This is a genomic window from Sediminibacterium goheungense, assembly GCF_004361915.1.
GTDB classification, from domain to species: domain Bacteria; phylum Bacteroidota; class Bacteroidia; order Chitinophagales; family Chitinophagaceae; genus Sediminibacterium; species Sediminibacterium goheungense.
Map to the genome: position 1 here is coordinate 234,764 of NZ_SNWP01000011.1, position 20,112 is coordinate 254,875.

16 protein-coding genes are annotated in these 20,112 nt (G+C 41.1%); 15 read left to right on the plus strand and 1 reads right to left on the minus strand.

All coding sequences use genetic code 11. The features are described 5' to 3' along the window. Positions 1 to 352 precede the first annotated feature (352 nt). The 7 genes from BC659_RS08625 (at position 353) to BC659_RS08655 (ending at position 6,631) form a co-directional block, all read left to right on the plus strand. Entirely contained in the window at positions 353 to 544 is a 192-nt protein-coding gene (locus BC659_RS08625; RefSeq protein ID WP_133474313.1) for a hypothetical protein, read from the plus strand. 82 nt (positions 545 to 626) lie between these two features. After that, positions 627 to 989 (plus strand): PadR family transcriptional regulator, encoded by a 363-nt coding sequence (locus BC659_RS08630; RefSeq protein ID WP_133474314.1) that lies wholly within the window; start codon positions 627 to 629, stop codon positions 987 to 989. Between the two features lie 20 nt (positions 990 to 1,009). Further along, a complete protein-coding gene (locus BC659_RS08635; RefSeq protein ID WP_133474315.1) occupies positions 1,010 to 3,238 on the plus strand; it encodes a PspC domain-containing protein in 2,229 nt (742 codons plus the stop codon). A 98-nt stretch (positions 3,239 to 3,336) separates the two neighbouring features. Further along, positions 3,337 to 3,732 carry a hypothetical protein gene (locus tag BC659_RS08640; protein WP_133474316.1) on the plus strand — a complete coding sequence of 132 codons (396 nt, stop codon included), beginning with the start codon at positions 3,337 to 3,339 and terminating at the stop codon, positions 3,730 to 3,732. A 196-nt stretch (positions 3,733 to 3,928) separates the two neighbouring features. Then, positions 3,929 to 4,753: a hypothetical protein gene (locus tag BC659_RS08645; RefSeq protein ID WP_133474317.1), complete on the plus strand. Its 825-nt coding sequence runs from the start codon at positions 3,929 to 3,931 to the stop codon at positions 4,751 to 4,753. A gap of 203 nt (positions 4,754 to 4,956) precedes the next feature. Further along, on the plus strand, positions 4,957 to 6,042 hold the full coding sequence (gene gcvT, locus BC659_RS08650) for a glycine cleavage system aminomethyltransferase GcvT (RefSeq protein ID WP_133474318.1): 1,086 nt from the start codon (positions 4,957 to 4,959) through the stop codon (positions 6,040 to 6,042). Positions 6,043 to 6,160: 118 nt separating this feature from the next. After that, a complete protein-coding gene (locus BC659_RS08655; RefSeq protein WP_133474319.1) occupies positions 6,161 to 6,631 on the plus strand; it encodes a septal ring lytic transglycosylase RlpA family protein in 471 nt (156 codons plus the stop codon). Here the strand turns inward: BC659_RS08655 and BC659_RS08660 are convergent. After that, on the minus strand, positions 6,609 to 7,010 hold the full coding sequence (locus BC659_RS08660) for a hypothetical protein (protein WP_133474320.1): 402 nt from the start codon (positions 7,008 to 7,010) through the stop codon (positions 6,609 to 6,611). The genes BC659_RS08655 and BC659_RS08660 overlap by 23 nt on opposite strands. A 263-nt stretch (positions 7,011 to 7,273) precedes the next feature. Here BC659_RS08660 and BC659_RS08665 point away from each other — a divergent pair, with 263 nt between their 5' ends. The 8 genes from BC659_RS08665 (at position 7,274) to BC659_RS08700 (ending at position 20,051) form a co-directional block, all read left to right on the plus strand. After that, positions 7,274 to 7,612, plus strand: a complete 339-nt coding sequence (locus BC659_RS08665; RefSeq protein ID WP_133474321.1) for a single-stranded DNA-binding protein — start codon at positions 7,274 to 7,276, stop codon at positions 7,610 to 7,612. 90 nt (positions 7,613 to 7,702) lie between these two features. Continuing rightward, positions 7,703 to 8,431 (plus strand): 2-phosphosulfolactate phosphatase, encoded by a 729-nt coding sequence (locus BC659_RS08670; protein WP_133474322.1) that lies wholly within the window; start codon positions 7,703 to 7,705, stop codon positions 8,429 to 8,431. Between the two features lie 281 nt (positions 8,432 to 8,712). Further along, positions 8,713 to 12,480: a DEAD/DEAH box helicase gene (locus BC659_RS08675; RefSeq protein ID WP_133474323.1), complete on the plus strand. Its 3,768-nt coding sequence runs from the start codon at positions 8,713 to 8,715 to the stop codon at positions 12,478 to 12,480. 177 nt (positions 12,481 to 12,657) lie between these two features. Continuing rightward, positions 12,658 to 15,519 (plus strand): outer membrane beta-barrel protein, encoded by a 2,862-nt coding sequence (locus tag BC659_RS08680; protein WP_133474324.1) that lies wholly within the window; start codon positions 12,658 to 12,660, stop codon positions 15,517 to 15,519. A 387-nt stretch (positions 15,520 to 15,906) separates the two neighbouring features. Next, a complete protein-coding gene (locus tag BC659_RS08685) occupies positions 15,907 to 16,611 on the plus strand; it encodes a GNAT family N-acetyltransferase (protein WP_133474325.1) in 705 nt (234 codons plus the stop codon). A gap of 38 nt (positions 16,612 to 16,649) precedes the next feature. Beyond that, positions 16,650 to 17,873 (plus strand): argininosuccinate synthase, encoded by a 1,224-nt coding sequence (argG, locus tag BC659_RS08690; RefSeq protein WP_133474326.1) that lies wholly within the window; start codon positions 16,650 to 16,652, stop codon positions 17,871 to 17,873. Next, on the plus strand, positions 17,870 to 18,871 hold the full coding sequence (gene argC, locus BC659_RS08695) for an N-acetyl-gamma-glutamyl-phosphate reductase (protein ID WP_133474327.1): 1,002 nt from the start codon (positions 17,870 to 17,872) through the stop codon (positions 18,869 to 18,871). The genes argG and argC overlap by 4 nt, the downstream gene beginning before the upstream one ends. A 28-nt stretch (positions 18,872 to 18,899) precedes the next feature. Beyond that, entirely contained in the window at positions 18,900 to 20,051 is a 1,152-nt protein-coding gene (locus BC659_RS08700; protein ID WP_133474328.1) for an aspartate aminotransferase family protein, read from the plus strand. The last annotated feature ends 61 nt before the right edge of the window (positions 20,052 to 20,112 follow it).

The window sequence follows — 20,112 nt, forward strand, 5'->3', positions numbered from 1 at the left end:
TTATCGTTTTTATACGATAAAGCAAAGTAAATGCCTTTTTTTCTTTTATCGTACAAAAACGATAAATATTTTTTTAGCCCATGAGCAGACATATATGAACCGATGTAAAGAATCGCCGTTTCTCACGAAATAACACCATTCATCCTATTTCAAAAACTCGAAAAATTCATAAGTATCTGTTTATCAATTAATTAAGTTTAGCCAGTTATTAAGTTCTGCCCATTACCTAAAAAAACTTGGTACTATGTGTTGCATAGTACCAAAAAAGTCCCCATCTTTGTGTTATGAAAGCAAGGGTATAAAACCCGGACCTTCAGAAAACACAAATCGAAAACACTTTAAATAAAGAGTCATGAACACGCAAAACACAAACTTCTTCAAGCAACTGGGTCAGGAGCAACTGAACAATCTGGTGAAAGAAGTAAAAGAAACGGTGGCCACAGGTATCAACATCAACAACAAAAATGTATTTGGTGCCGTTGATTACTGGAAGATGCAACGCAACCGCAGAACAAGAATCAGCAGAAGGCATCTTGTTGCTTAATTAAAACAGAACAGAAACCATTTTATAAACTGTTGTTCTCCTTACCCCCCGAAAAGTAAGTGAACAATAAAAAACTCCGGCTATGGACATTCAGAACACACAAAGTCAGATGCGAAAGGGTGTATTGGAGTTTTGCATTTTATCCATCATCAGGCAGGGTGAGGTTTACCCCAGTGATATCGTGGACCGAATGAAAGCTGCTAACCTGCACATCCTGGAAGGAACACTATACCCGCTTTTGACGCGTTTAAAAAATGCAGGTTTACTTACCTACCGTTGGGTAGAAAGTAATAGTGGACCGCCCCGTAAATATTTCGTTATGACTGATAAGGGTCTGGAGTTCTACAACGAACTCGAAAGAACCTGGCAGGAACTGGCAGATGCAGTACAGGCACTTACCCAACCGGTAGGATCGGCAAACGAAGAAAATCCAACCCAACCTTAACCAACAAAACTGAACAGAAAATGAAAAAGGTAATCAATATAAACTTTCAGGGCAGGGTAATACCCATTGAGGAGTCTGCCTACGACATGCTGAAGCAGTATGTAGAAAGTTTGAGAAAGTTCTTTGCCAACGAGGAGGGACGTGACGAGATCATTAACGATATCGAAGGACGTATCGCTGAATTATTTGGCGACAGTCTGAAAAAAGGTGCTACCTGCATTACAGATGATACCGTAAACGAGATCATCAACAGTATGGGACGCCCTGAAGATTTCGAAGGAGAAGAATCCAATGTACACTCACAATTAGGTGGTGAAGAGAAAGAAAAAGAATACAAATTTAATGCGGCTGGTGCTGCTGAAACCAGTGCACGTGGCAGATTGTACCGTGATGATAATGAAAAGATACTCGGTGGTGTGTGCGGTGGTTTAGCCAATTACCTGCGTATCGACCCAACGATTGTACGTCTGGTATTTGCGTTGATCACTTTTATGGGAGGTTCAGGCATACTTCTCTACATCTTATTATGGATCATACTTCCTTCCAGACCCCTGGAAGGAATTTCATCCACCAAAAGATTATACCGTAATCCGGATGAAAGAGTGATTGCAGGTGTAGCCAGCGGTATTGCTTCTTATTTTGATATCGCCGTATGGGTACCCCGTCTGATATTCGCATTCCCACTTGTATTGGGTATCATCACTTCTATTTTCCGCGGTGCTTTCTGGATGGATGTTGATCCATTCCCCGGCATCATCTTTGGTTCGTTCGGCGGTACTTTATTTGTGGTGTATGCTGTATTGTGGGCCGTGATTCCCGAAGCCAAAAGCGCTTCTGAAAAATTGGAAATGCGTGGTGAAAAAGTAGACCTGAATACCATTAAAAATACCATTCAGGAAGACCTCGAGGGATTCAAGAGTCGTGCAGAAAAATGGGGCGGTGAGTTTAAAGACAAAGCACAGCAGTTCGGACAGGAAGTAGGCCAGACCGTAGGTCAGAAAGGTCAGCAGTTTGGTGCAGAAACAGGATCAGCCCTCAAGAGAGGGGGCAGAAGACTTGGAGGTATTATTGCCATTCTCTTTAAAGCCTTCTTTTTATTCATCGCTGGTATATTGGCATTCGCACTTCTGGTAACATTACTGGCCTTTATGGTGGCAGGTGTAGGCGTATTTCCCTTGAAAAACTTTTTCCTGGAAGGCTTTAGTCAGAACTTCCTGGCATGGGCCACACTCTTATTATTCCTTGGTGTACCTGTGGTAGCTTTTATTACCTGGCTTATTCGCCGCATCATGGGTGTAAAATCGGGTAACCGTTACCTCGGATTTACATTCGCCGGTCTCTGGTTTATCGGATTGGTTTGTGGCGGTATCCTTACTTACTCAATCGTACGCAACTTCGATGCTACTGCCAGAGAGAAGCATGAGTACAGCATTGTACAGCCTTCTACAGGAAAGTTAATCGTAAAAGTACCCGACAGCAAAGTAAAGGTATACGGACGCTGGTTTAAAATGGACGGAATTGTAAGCATGAACGACGATAGTCTTTTCCTGAACAATGTTCGTCTTCGTATCGTGAAAAGCCCTGATTCTTCTTATCATATCTACTCACATAAATTCAGCAGCGGGAGAGATGAAGGGGCTGCTGTGAAAAATATCCATGAGATATCCTATAATATCAATCAGTCCGACAGTACTGTATGGTTAGATCGTGGCTTCGCACTGAAAAAAGGAACCAAATTCCGTAACCAGGGTGTACAGTTAACCATTCAGGTACCTGTTGGAAAAAGAATTCTGATCGACAGAACCGTTTCACGCAGACTCAACTGGTTCCACGTAGGCAATGGTTACGATTGGGAGTGGGATGAAGAATGGAACAGCAATAATGAAGACTGGAACTCGAACGTCGAATATATCATGACACCCGGCGGACTGGAAAGAATAAAAACCAAAGAGGATATTGAAGAAGAAAAAAGAAGAAAAGCTGAATCGGAGTCTGATGATAATAATGATGCAGTAGAGCAATATAAAAAGAGCAAAGAAGAGTTACAGAAAGAATACGAACGCAAACAGCGTGAGGCAGAAGAACTAAAAAAAGAATTAGATAAACCCGTTGATACAACCCGTTACCGATACAAAAAACAAACGGTAATGAACGAAAAGCAGGTACAGCCAGCAGTAGCAGAAGAGCAAAAAGCAAATGTGTTACCTATTGAAGCTTCCAGGTTACTGATGATGCAAATGGTTTATTAAAGAAGGTTGAAGTTGGGAAAAAAGAACCCCGTCCTGTTCTCACGAGGGGGTTCTTCCCTTCTCTTATCCAACATCAAATAAAAAACTGTCTTATGAAAATGAAGTACGCTCTAGCCATCGCCATTTGTATCATGATATTAACAGGATGTGTTCGCTATCATTCAGAACGTATCCGTGAAGGAAGAACCAGTATCACCATAAAAGAAAGTGATCATCAATACAGGATGGATGCAAAATTCAGCCGTTCAAAAACAAGTCAGGTGGCGAGCATTATCGATCAGGAACTTGATCGTAATTCGAGCCTCGATCCTGAGGACTTAGATGGCACTATTACATTGGAAGATGACTCAAAAGTATATGTAAAGCTTCGCTCGGGCAGGTTAAAAATCAGGTTCGATAAAGATGATAACAGCGAAACAGCTTACGACAGAATAAAGGACCTCGGCGATAAAATTAAAGCCACTATCCACAACAGTCAGGCCCAACTTCAATAAGTTTTAATGCTTCGGATGATGCACCCACTTGCAACCGGTTATTCACCCGGTGGGATGGTGGAGGGATATACTTATGTGCCTAAGACTGCACTATCATAATAAAAGTGTAGTGATGATATAAACTCGCGGCTCAAAGCTCATAGCTCGCAGCAAATAGTATGTATGCCCTGCCAACATATCACCACAAATCATCTGTATGAAAAAATTATTATTCAGGCTCATCTTTGTAGTCGTACTTATCCTGTCTATAGTTTACCTGATGGCATGGAAATCACCCAGGTATTATATCCCCCAAAATGCTTATAACACTGCTGATAGTATTGTTCCCTTTTTACAATATACAGGTGAGCATGAACGACCTTTTCTTGTAGAAACAAAAACGGCTATTGTTTTCGGTGCTACACATACCAAAGACCGTAAAGATCCGCAGCTGATACAAATGGAAAATCTGTGGTCAGAATTTAAGCCTACCATTGCATTGGTAGAAGGAAGACTGGGTTTTTTGCTACCTCCTTTTATGGACCCGGTACAAGAACTGGGAGAGGGAGGTATGCTGAAAGCGTTGGCACACAGAGATGGTGTGAAAATCATGAACTGGGATCTTTCCAAAAAAGCATTGGCAGATTCATTACAACTTTATTTTACACGTGAACAGATTGCTTTGCAGCAAATCCTGAATCCTTATTTCGGTAATCTGCGTTTTGGTAAACCCTCTTCACCGGATGGTTTTATCGAGGAGTACATAAAACGCGCAGCTTATGTAGGCTTAGAGGATAGCATTAAAACCGTTGCCGATATAGACCGTATCTGGGTAAAATATTTTCCGGCAGGCCCCGATTGGCGCGAAACTTCAGATGAGTATGCATTACCGGGTTATCTGGCAAAGCTAATGGCCACTTCAAACGATATCCGCAACCGGCAACTGGTTGCATCGATAAAAGAACTTGTGAAAAAAGGCGAAAGAATTTTTATTGTCTGCGGCTCAAGTCATGCCTATTGTATAGCGCCGGCCTTTAAATAACTCATCTACGTTAACTTTCCATCTTCCTTTCTCCCTGTTAAACTTCTTCAGCAATACAGTAGTTCTCCTTAGAGAAGCTTTTTTAAACAGGGAGAAGGAAAGAAGGGGATTTGTTTATTATTAACCGGGGAGAAGATGTATTCAAAACATTTTACGCTCCCATCATCCTTTCGCTTATTTTTGCGGCACGATAAACGATAGACATGAAAAATACACCCTTCACAGAGAAACACATTGCTTTAGGTGCGAAGATGGCCCCATTTGCCGGTTACAATATGCCCATCAGTTATACCGGTATTAATGATGAACATGCAGCGGTTCGTAAAAATGCAGGTGTATTTGATGTGAGCCATATGGGTGAGTTTATCCTGAAAGGCGATAAAGCCCTGGATCTTATTCAGCGTGTAACATCGAATGATGCGTCGAAGCTTAGCAATGGGAAAGCACAATACAGTTGCTTACCCAATAAAGAAGGGGGTATTGTAGACGATCTGATTGTGTATTGTATTGAAGAGAATAAAGTGTATATGCTGGTTGTGAATGCATCGAATATTGAAAAAGACTGGAACTGGATCAGTCAATTTAATACTGAGAATGTGGAGATGCATAATATCAGCGATAAGACCTGTTTGTTGGCTATACAGGGACCGAATGCTACAAAAATGCTGCAACCCCTTACCGATATGGATATTATGAATCTCAAATATTACACTTTTACAAAAGGGGTGTTTGCAGGAGTTGAAAATGTGCTGGTAAGTGCTACAGGCTATACCGGTGCAGGTGGTGTTGAAATTTATTTTGAAGACAGTAACGGGGCAGCCGATAAAATATGGAACGCCATTTTTGAACTGGGAGGTCCACAGGGTTTGAAACCGATTGGTCTGGGTGCAAGAGATACACTTCGTTTGGAAATGGGTTACTGTCTTTATGGTAATGATATAGATGATACAACTTCACCACTAGAAGGTGGGTTAGGCTGGATCACTAAATTCACCAAAGACTTTACCGCAAAAGCCATACTTGAAAAACAGAAAGCAGAAGGGGTGACCCGGAAACTGGTAGGTTTTGAAATGATAGACCGTGGTATTCCACGTCACGATTACCTGATAAAAGATGCAGCCGGTAATACCATTGGTAAAGTAACTTCCGGAACACAGGCGCCTTCTTTAAATAAGGCAATAGGATTGGGATACGTAAATACGGCTTTTACAGCAGTAGATACAGAAATATATATTGATATCAGAAATACATTGGTAAAAGCAAAAGTGTCAAAATTACCTTTTGCATAATCATTAGTACCTCCCAGTAAAAAAGCCGAAGTATAACCATGCTTCGGCTTTTTTATTGTCTATCTGCGTAATCGCTGCATTCTCTTGTTCTCGGCGGTGAATATCCAGTAAGCTTTTCATGCAGTATTTTACAACCGTAAGTGATGTACATATAGTGGTTCACAACCATTTTAAACGTATTTTTAAGAACCCAATGTTAACTGTTATCCGATATAGCGCCATGGTATGCTTGCTGCTTTTCATTGCATGTAAGCCCCGGCAGCATACTGCACCCGGTATACAGGATGTTGGGTCTATCGGCACAGAAATCGGACAGGCCATACTTATCAGGCCGCAGCTGCAGGGGCTGCCAACAGCTAATGGCGATAAATACGATAGTTCAAAATTTACGGGGGCACATAAAAAACTCAAATTCGGAACAAGGGTAGTGGTAACCCATACCATAACAGGTGTTTCTGTTACAGTGAAAATTACAGACCGTGGTCCCATTGGAGCAGGGCAGGTAATAGGCCTCAGTAAAGCAGCTTTCAGAAAACTGGATACTACAGGTGCAATCCTTATTCCTGTCAGGATTCGCTATAAGGAATAGATGTGGCAGTTGCTTTTGTATGCAATCGGATAATAATCAGTAGCTCGTTTTGCGGTTCACTATACGCGTGATCATAACAGCAGAAATATTTCATGCCGTCGGCAGCATGCCAGGTATGGGTACAGAAACCGAACTGAAAACCTTTTGATGCAAGTGCGTTACGCATAATAGAAATACTCGACGTGCTTCCTGCGAGTAAGGCTTCAAGAATGCGCCGGTTCTTCAATAATAAATAATTGACACGCCGGATTAATCCTCTTTCTATAATATACTTTTTATTGTTAAAAGCACTTCTGCAGTAATCATCACAAAATTTTTTATCAACCCTTCCTGTCAAATGTTTTTTGCAACTCATGCAACGATGTGGTTTCTTTTTCATACAAAAGATTTCAGTTGATGAAAATAGTGTTAATAGACTGGTGCCAATTGCTTTGCTGCTATGCTTTTATGAAAAAGCAGTAGTTGTATCAGTTATATTCCTGTATTTATACCTGATACTTTTTTACTACAATCTTATCGCTTCGGTTGAGGCAAAGTCATTTCTGTAAAAGATTATAATCGGAAATATCCGTTTGTGTTCCGGCTATTGGAAACAGGTGATCAGATATTCGTTCTCGATTCCTGATACTTAAACCTTACGATATGAATACAATGAAAAACAAAGTTCAGCTGATTGGTCACCTCGGGCAATCACCCGAAATCAAAACATTGGAAACCGGCAGAAAAGTAGCCAATATGAGTCTGGCCACCAATGAAGACTATAAGGATGCGAATGGCACTAAAATCAGTGAAACCCATTGGCATACATTGGTCGCCTGGGGTAAACTGGCAGAATTTGCTGAGAAATACCTTTCCAAAGGATTACAGATAGCAGTTGAAGGAAAGCTGGTAAACCGAAGTTATACCGATAAAACCGGTGTAAAAAGAACCGTCACGGAAATCTTTGTAAACGAGATGCTGATCATTACCCCCAAAAAATAGTAGCCTTTCTTTTTAAACGGCCGGCTTGTCGAGGCTGGCCTTTGTTTAACCTCAACAATAGCTTTGAGATTGGATGTATATTTGCAGCCCATGAGTACAAAACCTGCATTACATACCATTCTTTCTCCAAAGCTGTTGGATATCTATGATGTTTCTGACAATATTGTTGTGATCATTGATGTTTTCAGGGCAACATCAACCATTGCCACTGCATTGTACAATGGTGCTAAACGGGTAATACCTGTTGATGTAGTCGATAAGTGTATTGAAATAGGCATGCAAACCGGTGGTATTACAGCAGGGGAAAGAGATGGTAAAATCATTCCCGGACTGGCGCATGGTAACTCGCCGGCAGAATATCCGCGTTCTTTTATAGAGGGTAAAACATTAGTACTCACCACCACCAATGGTACCAAATTATTGCATATGGCCCTTAATAAGGGTGCTGCAGAAGTAGTAACCGGCTCCTTTCCGAATCTGTCAGCTGTTTGCAAATACCTTGTATCACAGCAAAAAAATGTGATTCTGGGCTGCTCTGCCTGGAAAGATCGGTTTAACCTGGAAGACACTTTATTTGCAGGAGCCGTTATTCAGCAGGTGAAAGAACATTTTACCATTCATTGCGACAGTAGTCTGATGGCTGCCGATATGTACGCGCTGCATCAAAATGATATACATCAGTTTATACGTAAAACCACACACTGGCACCGGCTGGCATCTTACGGACTTGAATCTGATCTGGAATACTGTGTAACACCCGATGTGGCCAATATATTACCTATTTACAGGAATGGGGATCTGGTGGTAGCGAATAGCTAATAGCCTATGGCTTATGGTGTGTAGCTAATGCATATTCAGGAAATAGTTAATAGCCTATGGTCTAGTATCAATTCGCCATTAGCTATATGCTATCGGCCATTAGCTTTCTTAACAAACATTTCATCCACATTCTTTCCATTTTCCTTCTTTAACTCGGTTGCTTTCCTTTACTTTTGCAAATTGCCCTTTTCGAAGCGGCAAAATCGTTTTTTAAGGGTATACAGGGTGTAGAACGGTCAATTACCGGCTCGCCTGTCTGCTGCTAACAATTTATTTGATGTATGGCGCTTCCGTATCTGGTTAAACATATTTACAACAGCGGCACTGAAGAAGTGATTCGCAGAGGAAAAAAAATTCATGCATTGGGCAATGTGGAGTTGGTAGAATATGATGAACTCATGGCCAATGTAATATTCCGGGTAAAAGATGATGGATATGCTACTTTCTACAAAGTTCATATCAACCAGTTTAAGGATCCGAAAACATTATCCCTTCGTTGTTCCTGTCCGTATAATCTTTCCGAAATATGTCGCCACAAAGCTGGTGCACTTTTCCATTTACAGGATCTGCTCGACCGAAATCAGTTAGGTGAAAAAGAAACCAGTTACGATCAGAAGCATACAGTGGTGAAGATGAAACAACTCGATCTGAAACTGATCAAAATGTTATCCTCACAGGAGAGTGTTGAAAAAGCAGAAAATTTTTTAAGAAGTAGTCGATCCAATATTCTTGAAGCAAAAGATGAAAGGGTACTCGCAGAACTGGAATATGAGGGGGCCACATACAAGGTATTGCTTCAGAAAAATGAGGAGAGAAATTTTGACACCAGCTGTAACTGCTCGTCCGATACCGAACATCCGCTTTGTATACACAAAGACATTGTTTTATTACAGCTCCTGCATAATTATGGTCCGACCTATTTCGATAGCATCAGAAACTGGGATAAGGAAAAAAATAAATTACTGGCCTTATACGGTTATTCGTTAAGTGATGATCTGAATGGTAAATTTGAATTTACTTATACCGATGGAAAACCTTTTTTACGTGTACTGGATACCAGTATTAAACGTGTATCGGTAAATACAGTTTCAGAAATAAGACCCAGACAGGAAGAAGAAATAAAACAGCCGGTAACACTGGTAGAAGAGCCCGAAGAAAAGGAAAAAGAAGTACTGAAGCTGGGTGTAGTTGTAACTTTTAATGAACAGCAATATCCCTATGTACAGTTAGAAGCTATACAGGGAGAAGCAGATGAAAGCCGGGAGAATTATATCGGAAAAGTGACCAAGCTTGATTTATCAAGATTTGTAAACACGGAAGTTTTTGATGAAGACGATAAAACAACCCTGCAGCAACTACGGAAACTGATGCCGTCAGAAGTGAGCAGATACCTCGATCGCAACTCGCCTTTCAGCGGTATCTGGGAAAATATTATACAGCAACACAATGATGAGCTTCCGGAAGAAACCAGGCATCTGATGAATGAATACCTGCATCCTAAGATCAAAAAACTATTTACCGATCTTGCAGGTAGTAAATTTGTTTTCAGTTTACCGGAGCGGAAACCTTTTACAACAGCCAATCTTCAACCGGTAGAACTGTCTATCAATTTTATCAGCCCGGAGTTTGAGGTAACCTATCAAAAGGGGCAATATGAAATCAATTGCCGTGTGAAACTGCCACTTGCAGATCTGAACATTGCAGAGAATGAAAGCAACTCATCTCTGTTGTTCAAGTATCATAGCCAGTTTTTTACCTGGCAGCGAACAGAAGATATATTAGTATTGGAAAAATTTCTCCCATCCGGAAAAATTATTATTGCAGCAGAAGACTGGTCAACACAGCTCCAACAGTTTATACTTCCTTTATCTAAAGAGTTTAATGTGCATTTCGGCAATGTGCAGAAGGAAGAAGTAAAAGATATTAAACCTGAAGTAAAAGTATTGTTGAAGGAGAAGGGAGATTATCTTTTATTCCAGCCTGTTTTCAATTATAAAGGTTATGATGTTCGCTCGGTAGATAAAGAAAAAATCATCATACCTGTTGAAGATAAATTACTGGTGATTCAAAGAAATCTGGAAGCGGAAAAAGAATTTGTACAGAAACTGGAATCCCTGCATTCGCAATTTGTGAGGCCACAGGAAAGTGACGTGCTGGCATTAAAAGGAACAGAAGTGTTACGTAACAACTGGTTCTTTTTATTTGTAGATGCAGTAAAGGAAATGAATATACCTGTATATGGTTTTGAGGCATTGAAAAATTTTCGTTTCAATACTGCCAAGCCATCTACAAAAATTTATATCAGTAGCAATACAGACTGGTTTGATGCCAAAGTGGAAATTCATTTCGGTGAACAGAAAGTAACAGTGGATGAAGTAAAAAAGGCGTTGAGTAACAAACAACAGTTTGTTCAGTTGGGCGACGGAACTTTGGGTATTCTTCCGGAAGAGTGGATCAAAAAATATTCACTGCTTTTCAGGGTAGGCGAAGGGAAATCAGGCTCTATGAAACTCAGTAAATACCATTTCAGTGTGGTAGAAGAGTTGTATATGCAGCGTGATGAAGAGGAATTATTTTTTCAGTTGGAAGAAAAATACGATCGTCTTAAGGAAAATCATTCTATCAAAGCCATAGCTGCACCAGAACATCTCAAATCGGTGCTACGGCCTTATCAGGAAAGTGGGTTCCAATGGTTAAATTATCTGCGCGAAGTGCAATGGGGTGGTATATTGGCAGATGATATGGGTCTTGGTAAAACCATACAGGCGCTGAGTTTTTTATACCACCTGAAACAGGAAAATGGTTCATTAAAAGCACTGGTGGTATGTCCTACAACCCTTATGTTTAACTGGCAGAATGAGATTAAGAAATTTACACCTGAAGTAAGTTTTTATGTACATCATGGTGGACAAAGAACACGTGAAAGCCTGGCGGCAACAGGAGCAGATGTGATCATTACTACTTATGGTACACTTAGAAGCGATATCAAACAATTTGTGGAAGTGGCATTTGACTATGTTGTATTGGATGAGAGTCAGGCCATTAAAAATCCATCCAGCAAAGTAACCAAAGCAGCAGGTCTGATTAAAGCAAAAAACAGGCTTTGTTTAAGTGGAACACCTTTGCAGAATAATACCTTCGATATCTATGCGCAAATGAATTTCCTCAACCCGGGTATGCTGGGTAGTGTGGAGTTTTTCAAACAGGAGTTCTCTATACCCATCGATAAGTTTGGCGAAAAAGAACAAAAAGAGCATTTGCGGAAACTACTGTTCCCTTTTATACTTCGCAGAACAAAAGAACAGGTGGCAAAAGATTTACCTGAAAAGCAGGAAATGGTGCTGTTTTGTGAAATGGGTGATGAACAGCGCCGTATTTATGATGCATTCAGAAATGATTACCGAGATAAGATTTTAGGTGTGGTTGATAACCAGGGTATTCAAAAATCGCAACTCACCATTTTGCAGGGGTTGATGAAGCTTCGGCAGATTTGTGATAGTCCGGCCATTATTAAAGACGAAGAGAAATTTCCCAATGTATCAGTTAAGCTGGAAGAAATAGGAAGGGAGATCACGGAAAATATCAGTAATCATAAAGCATTGGTTTTCTCCCAGTTTTTAGGCATGCTTTCATTGATTAAAGAAAAGATGAAGGAATTGGGCGTTGAATATGAGTATTTCGATGGAAGTAGTACAGTAACGGAGAGAGAAAGAGCTATTCAGCGCTTTCAGAATGATGATAGCTGCCGGGTATTTTTAATTTCCCTAAAAGCAGGTGGTGTGGGACTAAACCTTACAGCTGCTGATTATGTTTATATAGTAGATCCCTGGTGGAACCCGGCGGTAGAACAGCAGGCCATTGATCGGACCCACCGTATCGGACAGACAAAAAATATTTTCGCCTATCGTATGATCTGTACAGATACGGTTGAGGATAAGATTTTGAAACTGCAGGATCGAAAAAGAAGTCTGGCACGTGAACTGATTACCGATGATGAAGGTTTTGTGAAGAATCTTACCAGAGAAGATGTGGAATACCTCTTCAGCTAAAAAGCCGGGGTATGCAGATTAGGTAAGAGGCTTATTTACCGGGCGACCTATACATGTCTGTGCTTCACCGATTTTAACAGTAGGCTTTCCAATCATCCTTATAGCTTTCCGTTAATCTTTTTGTGTTCCGGGCAGTCAAACCCGCACAATAGTTTCGTAATTCATAATAAACTGAGCATGACCAAAATTCTAACCGCTTTTGTATTCCTTCTCATTGCCAGTACGGCAACGGCACAAACCAGTGCTACACTAAAGGGTAAACTGGTGGATACAGTCGGTAAACAATCATTAAAAGACGCTTCGGTAACCATTTTAGATGCCAAAGACTCAACTTTGGATGTATTCGGACTTACCAAAGCCGATGGTAGTTTCCTGATCAGCAATATCAGTTTCGGAGAAATGATTGTTGATATCAAGTTTCAGGGATATGCTCCTTTTTCTAAAAAAATCGTCTTTTCCAAAACAAACAGTTCCGTTGATCTGGGAAATATATATATGCAGATAGCAGCCAATGATCTGGGTAATGTAACGGTAACCCAGTCTGTTATAAGGATGAAAAACGATACCATGGAAGTATCGGCATCTGCTTTCAAAACAAAACCCAATGCGGTGGCAGAGGATCTGTTGAAAAAAGTACCAGGTATTCAGGTAGATAAAAATGGAAATATCACTGCGCAGGGTGAGCAGGTACAAAGAATATTGGTGGATGGAAAAAGGTTTTTCGGTGATGATCCACGCATGGCTACCAGAAACCTGCCTCCTGATGTTATCGACAAAATTCAGGTATTTGACCAGGCCAGCGATCAGAGTGCTTTTACAGGTTTTGATGATGGCAATCGTGTTCGTACCATCAATATCACGACCCGTAAAGATAAACGTAAAGGATATTTTGGTCGTGGAACACTGGGCTTCGGCGCCAATGCAGATGAAGGATTGTACGATAATAGTTTTAACCTGAGCCGTTTTAATGGGGATCGCCAGATTACATTTACAGGCCAGGCCAACAATGTAAACAAGCAGAATTTCTCCGTACAGGATATGTTGGGTTCATTAAGTGCTGGCAATTTTGGCGGCGGCGGTGGTAACCGTGGCGGCGGAGGTGGTGGAAATATAGCTCAGGCTTTATTGGGTAGTGGTGGTGGCGGTGGCCTCGTGAATACATGGGCCGGCGGTATCAACTACCGTGACACCTGGAGCCCGAAAACACAGTTCTCCGGCAGTTATTTTTACAATGACCAGAAAACCTACCGCGATCAGAAAAGTCTGGTACAGAACCTGATTCCCGGTGCACCGGATTCTTCTATTTTTAATGACCAGACACAGTCGTCAAAAACATACAATAAAAACCATCGTATCAATTTCAATATCGAACACAATTTCGATTCTATGAATTCATTGATCATTCGTCCGAATATCAGTTTCCAGGATACATGGTCACAGTCATTGCAGCAAACCAGTTCAACCAGAGGAAAAATTACAGCCCTGAATAGTTCAGACGCTGAATCGATTCGTAAGAACAATGGTTACAATGCATCGGTAGATGCCACTTTCCGTCACCGCTTCCCTAAAAGAGGACGTACCTACTCTATTAACATCAATACCGGTGGAAGTGCCAATGATGGAACAGGTACCAACTATTCGCGCAACCAGTATAATCCTAGCAATCGTCCTGCATACAGTGATACGATTGATCAGATATATACAACTAACCGGGATGCCAGAAATCTCAGTACCACTCTTTCTTACACAGAACCCATTGCTAAGAATCAGCAACTGGAATTCAACTATAACTATTCTTATAACCTGAATAATTCCGGAAGGGAAACCATGGAGTTTAATTCGGGTTCCGGTAAATATGATGTGCCAGTTGTAAACCTTACCAATACTTTTGAAAACACTTTCAGTTCAAACAGAATGACGGTGAACTATCGTTTGCAGAATGCGAAGTTCAATTTCAGTGTGGGGTCAGGTGTACAGGTAGGTGACCTTACCAGTAATAATGTCACTAAAAATACCGTGATCAAACAGCATTTTGTAAACCTGTTTCCCGCAGCTAATTTCAGGTATGAATTTACCAAAACAAAGAGCCTGCGTATTTTCTACAATGGCCGTACCTCACAGCCTACAGCCGATCAGTTACAGCCTGTAGCCGATAACAGTAATCCGCTGAATATCAGAACCGGTAACCCCAATCTGAAGCAACAGTTTACACATAGCGTTCGCTTCCTGTATAATTCATTTGATGTATTTACACAGAAACTGATTTTTGCTACCATCAATGCCAACTTTATACAGAACGATATTCAGAACGCTACTACCTTCCAACCCAATGGTGCACAGCTAACCATGCCGGTGAACCTGAGTGGTACTTACAGCATCAATGGTATTTTTAACTACGGTTTCCCCTTAAAAAGACCCAAGAGCAACCTGAACCTGATTGCCAATGTATCGCGTAACCAGTCACAGACACTGATCAACAATGCCAGCAATTATACGCGTAATACAACTTTAGGTGGAACGGTTTCATGGACCACCAACCTGAAAGAAGGATTTGATATGAACTTCTCATCCAACTCATCTTTCAGTATGGCACGTTATACGCTGCAGCCACAACAGAATGGCGACTTCTTTACACAAACGGTTTCAACCGAAGCGACTGCCTACTCAAAAAGTGGATGGGTATTCTCAGTTGATTTTGATTATATCTATAATGGTGGTCGTGCACAAGGCTATAACACCAGCATCCCCTTGTTAAATGCCAGCCTCTCGAAACAGATGCTGAAAAACAAAGCCGGTGAACTGAAGTTCTATATGTTCGACTTACTGAACCAGAATGTAAGTATATCGAGAAATATTACCGGTAATACCATTCAGGACGTACAAACAAGGGTACTGACGCGTTATTTCATGGTAAGCTTTACCTATAACCTGCGTCGTTTTGGTGCCAATAACCAGCAACAGCAGCGCGGGCCAATGAATATGATGATGCCAGGTGGTAATATGCAGCAGATGAGGATGATGAGAGGTGGGGGAATGTAACCAGGGATTATCCTGAAACGATAATAGAGCCGTCCCGCAGAAAGCGGGATGGCTTTTTTGTGCTAACAGCTGTAAGTATCAGCAATATTTAATATTCCTTTCATAAAATTTTTGATCCCGATATCTCAAACTGTTATACTTTTACATTTACAAAGTCAAATTCTTTATACAAAGTGAAGCAGATACTGGCAAATAATACCACCATTTTACTGAATACACCCCGTCAGGTGTTTTCAATAGAAGCTGCTTTTAACTTTCTCCCGCGACCCCGACGTGGTTGCTGATAGGACGAGCAACTGGCACTTGCCCCTATCAGTGGAAAACTCCCCGGAATTGTTTTTCTGACAGATAGCTGTCGTTCCCTTTACGTTATTTAATTTTTTTAAGTTGGAACAAAATATCATTGTTCGTGTAGCCAATAGTGGCGACACTGGATATGCACAAACCATTACTGATGAAATGGAATCATCAGCCAAAGCGCGTGGAACAGGTATTGCCAAACGCAGTCCTGAATACGTAGCCAAAAAAATGGAAGAAGGTAAAGCTGTGATTGCTTTATTACCCGATGGTACCTGGGTAGGCTTTTGCTATATAGAAGCCTGGGGCCACGATTCTTTTGTGGCCAATAGCGGACTCATTGTGTCTCCTCCCTTTAGAAAAAGCGGTGTGGCCAAACTCATCAAGCAGACCATCTTTAACCTGTCGAGAGAAAAATACCCAACTTCAAAAATTTTCGGTCTGACTACCGGACTGGCTGTTATGAAAATTAACAGCGATCTGGGTTATGAGCCAGTAACCTATAGTGAACTTACGGATGACGAAGAATTCTGGGCAGGCTGTAAAAGCTGTGTGAACTATGAAGTATTGATGAGTAAAGACAGAAAAAACTGCTTCTGTACCGCCATGTTATACGATCCTGCTGATCATTATGAGCCGGAAGAAACATCGTCAGATTTCAAAACGAAATCAAAAATATATGAGCGTTTTATGAAACTCAAGCAGCATAAACTGTTGCGTATGTTTCGTAAAAAAGAAAATGGCGGTGCAGCCATTAAACCAAAATCTTTTTTTCATCACCTGTTTCATCTCTGATCTAACAACGAATCGTAATAAGCAAAGCAAAGAATCGTATGAGCAACTTACCTACATCACTCCCGGCCGGTACCAAAGTAGTATTGGGTTTTAGTGGCGGACTCGACACATCTTACTGTGTTAAATACCTTACTGATGAAAAAGGCTATGAAGTACATAGCGTGATTGTAAATACCGGTGGTTTTACATCAGAAGAGCTACAACAGATAGAAGCACATGCCTATAAACTGGGTGTGAAATCACATACTACCGTTGATGCGGTAAAAAGTTATTACGACAGTATCATCCGATTCCTCATTTATGGAAATGTGCTGAAGAACAATACTTATCCATTAAGTGTAAGCGCTGAAAGATTAAGTCAGGCGCTGCATATAGCCGAACATACCAAAAAGCTCGGTGCCAAAGCCGTGGTACACGGAAGTACCGGTGCAGGTAATGATCAGGTTCGTTTTGATATGGTGTTTCATATTATGATACCCGGTGTGGAAATCATTACCCCGATACGCGATATGAAACTCAGCAGGGAGGAAGAGATCAGCTACCTGAAATCGAAGGGTGTGGAAATGAATTTTGAAAAAGCAGCCTACTCTATTAATAAAGGTCTCTGGGGAACCAGCGTAGGTGGTAAGGAAACCCTGCATTCAAAAGGCATGCTACCTGAAGAAGCATGGCCCACGCAGGTAACCAAATCGGCAGCAGAAGAAATAAAACTAAGCTTTGAAAAAGGAGAACTGCGAAAAGTAAATGAACAGTATTTCTCACATCCAGCCGAAGCCATACAATACCTGCAAACAATAGCCGGTCCATTTGGTATTGGAAGAGATATTCATGTGGGTGATACAATTATTGGTATTAAAGGTCGTGTAGGTTTTGAAGCCGCAGCACCAATGGTGATATTGAAAGCGCATCATGCACTGGAAAAACATGTACTTACCAAGTGGCAGTTAAGCTGGAAAGATCAGCTGGCGCAGTTCTATGGTAACTGGCTACATGAAGGACAGATACTGGACCCTGTAATGCGGGATATCGAAGTCTTCCTGCAGCATTCACAGGAGCAGGTAACCGGAGATGTGTTTATTCAATTGGCGCCGTATCGTTTCACCGTTATAGGTATCGAGTCACCCAATGATTTAATGAGTAGTAAGTTCGGAAAATACGGAGAGATGAACAGTGGCTGGACAGGTGAGGATGTACGTGGCTTCTCCAAAATTTTTGGTAACCAGACCGCTATTTATCATAGTATCAAAGCCGATCAGTCATGAGTAAAATAAAAGTAGCCATTACAGGTGCAGCGGGTTATACCGGCGGAGAACTGATTCGTATTTTACTGAATCACCCACAGGTAGAACTGGTAAATATTCATAGTACCAGTAATGCCGGTAAACAACTGTACACTGTACATGCTGATTTGCTGGGTGAAACAGAAATGCTATTTAGCCATGAGCCATATGCTACTGCCGATGTATTGTTTCTTTGTGTTGGCCATGGTGATGCCAGGAAATTCCTGGATCAGCACAGTATACCTGCCTCAACAAAAATCATTGATCTTTCACAGGATTTTCGTTTGTCAGCAACAGCAACACATGGTGAAAGGGCCTTTGTGTATGGTTTGCCAGAATTACATAAAGAAGCCATTATCGCCGCACAGAATGTTGCAAACCCAGGCTGTTTTGCAACAGCTATTCAGCTGGCTCTATTACCGCTTGCAAAAGCAGGCGTATTAGGTCATGTACACACAACAGGTATTACCGGTTCAACAGGAGCCGGACAATCATTGAGCAATACCTCGCATTTTAGCTGGAGGGCCAATAATATTCAGGCCTATAAATCACTGAGCCATCAGCATATTAAGGAAATTACAGAATCGCTGAATCGTTTACAAACCCATGCGCCACTTTCTGTTACCGGAGAGGGGACAGGTGTACACTTTGTTCCCTGGAGGGGCGATTTTACACGTGGTATTTATACCAGCTCTGTTATAGATTGCAGTATACCACTTGAAGAAGTAAAGAATATATACCGCACTTATTATACTGCTGCAGCATACACGTATTATAGTGAACAGATGATAGACCTGAAACAGGTGGTAAATACCAATAAATGCCTGATTCATATTGAAAAGCAGGGAAATAAATTAGTAATACACAGTGCGATCGATAATCTATTAAAAGGTGCCAGTGGTCAGGCCGTACAGAATATGAACTTACTGTTTGGTCTCGATGAAAAAACCGGGCTTCAGTTAAAAGCCAATTATTTCTAATAACCCACAAGGGGAAATATGATACGTTATGAAACTCTTTGATGTATATCCGCTCAATAATATCGTAATCGAAAAAGCCGAAGGTTCTTGTCTTTGGGACAATCAGGGTACACGTTATCTTGATATGTATGGTGGTCATGCGGTTATCAGTATCGGTCATACACATCCGCACTGGGTGAAACGAATTGAGGAGCAATTGCACAAGATTGCCTTTTATTCAAATTCTGTTATCATACCGCTGCAGCAGCAACTGGCAGATAAACTGGCGGTTCTGAGTGGCAAAACCGATTACCAGCTTTTCTTATGTAACAGTGGTGCAGAAGCCAATGAAAACGCATTGAAGCTGGCATCTTTTCATACAGGGAGGAAAAAAATAATAGCGTTTACCAAATCATTTCATGGCCGTACATCACTGGCAGTGGCAGCAACAGATAATCCATCGATTGTAGCGCCGGTAAATGAAACAGAGAACATCATATTTCTTCCGTTTAATGATATCAATGCCTTGCATGAATGTTTTGCAAAAGAAGGAAACAGTATTGCGGCAGTAATAACTGAAGGCATACAGGGTGTAGGTGGTATTATGGTGGCGTCTGATCTTTTCCTGCAAACCATTCGTTCTTTATGTAATCAATACGGCGCAGTATTTATTGCAGATAGTGTTCAGTGTGGTTATGGACGTACAGGTAAATTTTTCGCACATGACCATGCAGGGATAGATGCAGATATTTATTCCATGGCAAAAGGAATGGGTAATGGATTTCCCATAGGTGGAATATTAATTGCGCCACATATCCAGCCAAAACATGGTATGTTGGGTACTACATTCGGAGGCAATCACCTGGCTTGTGCAGCTGCATTAGCTGTGTTAGAGGTAATGGAGAATGAAGAGCTGATGAAACAGACTGCTGAAAACGGTGCCTACCTTATAGAACAATTAAAAACCATTCCTGAATTGCAGAATGTAAGAGGGAAAGGATTGATGATAGGATTTGATGTATCCGAAAAAGTCAAGAACCTGAAGAAGGTATTACTACAGGAATATAAAATATTTACCGGCGAAGCCAAGCCCAATGTAATCAGACTCTTGCCATCATTGGCTTTGGATAGAAAGCAGGTGGATGAGTTTTTACAATCTCTGAAGCAGGCCATAATATTTCTGAATCAAAACCCTGCATAAATCAATTCCTGCTCCGTACTTAAGTCTGGATCAGGAATTGAAAACCGAATAGCATATAGGA